The 1,237-nt window shown below is 65.8% G+C and carries 2 protein-coding genes; both read left to right on the top strand.

Annotation, left to right across the window (positions count from 1 at the left end; all coding sequences use genetic code 11):
• Positions 1–196, top strand: a 196-nt coding sequence (locus tag H570_RS18710) for a hypothetical protein (RefSeq protein ID WP_211219055.1), incomplete at its 5' end; no start/stop codon positions are given.
• Positions 197–374: 178 nt separating this feature from the next.
• Positions 375–1,237 (top strand): hypothetical protein (locus tag H570_RS18705; RefSeq protein WP_211219054.1); only part of this gene is annotated, 863 nt, incomplete at its 3' end.

The raw sequence follows: 1,237 nt of genomic DNA, 5'->3' as shown, positions 1-1,237 counted from the left end.
CGTCCCTGTCCAGCCCACCATCAACGGCCGCGAGGCCCGCGCCGGGAATCTCCGCATGCGCGTGTTGCAACCCGCCAATGCCACCCTGAGTGTGCATGACTGGAGCAGCGTGGACGCGCGCGAATTCAGACGCGGTTGGCGGATTGATATCTCCGGAAGTGACACCGGCTACGTTATTCAGCTTTACGAAGACTGAACAAATCGCTGGGTTTCCGCGGCACAGTTCACAATTTTACGCTCGCAGCCGCTTGGAGCCGACATTCCCTCTATAGTCCGCAGCCAGCCGATGCGCGGCATGGCCCAGGGGGAGGCTTCCGGAGCGGCGATAGCTGTTGTCGTCGCCCATGCCACGCAAGGCACTGAGGAAACCCGCCTTGCCTATGTCCACTCGTGTGTCCCGACATACCCCTGTCTGGCGCTACCGGCGCGTCCTGCCGGTCGCAGCCTCCGTTTTCGTCGCCGGCCTGTTCGGCGGCATTCTGCTGATGGTCGACGCGTCGGGCACCAACGGACCAGGGACCGCTGCACTCGCCCCGCCCGCAGACGGCGCCCCCACCATCCTCTCCGATGGCCGCGAGCCGGTCACCCGGCAGCCTGCCACGCAGCCGGTCGCCATTGCTGCCAACCGGACTCGTCGGGAACTGCATGCAACGGCGCGGAAGGTCGCCACGGCAACTGCGCCCACGCCTCATCTGCCCCTCGCGGGCCCGGCCGGGCGCAGCTCCGATTCGCTCTGGCCACGCTGGCTGCGATCGATCGGCAACAGCCTTAGCGCCGGGGAAACCCAGTTCGCTGGCCGGGTGCCACGTACACAGGCCCGCCCACCACTGTTAGCACTGACTTCAGCACCAGTCGATGCCACCACGCCGCCCGCCTCGAGCACCGACGGCTCGCCCCATTGGCAGGCACCGGGCACATCCGGCATGACCCGCGCGACGCGGGTCGGATTGCGCCTCAATGCGTCGTACATCGACATGCGTTCGACGGCCTATTCCAGCTTCAAGTCCTGGGTCGACAGCGCCGTCAACGGCAATCCCGGCTACGGCTTCTCGGCTACCGATGCCGCCATGATGTTCGAACTCACAGCCAACCAGAACTATTGTTCGCTGGCAGTGAACATGATCGAGGAACAGGTCGCTGCCGCCGAAGCGGCGATCGCCTCCGGCAGCAGGCCGGAGGTGGCCCGCGATTCGTACCTGTATGTCGGCGAGATGATCGCCGACCTGTCCACCACCCT

It is taken from the genome of Luteimonas mephitis DSM 12574, from assembly GCF_000422305.1.
Classification (GTDB): Bacteria; Pseudomonadota; Gammaproteobacteria; order Xanthomonadales; family Xanthomonadaceae; genus Luteimonas; species Luteimonas mephitis.
This window is presented reverse-complemented; position numbering and strand designations above follow the sequence as displayed.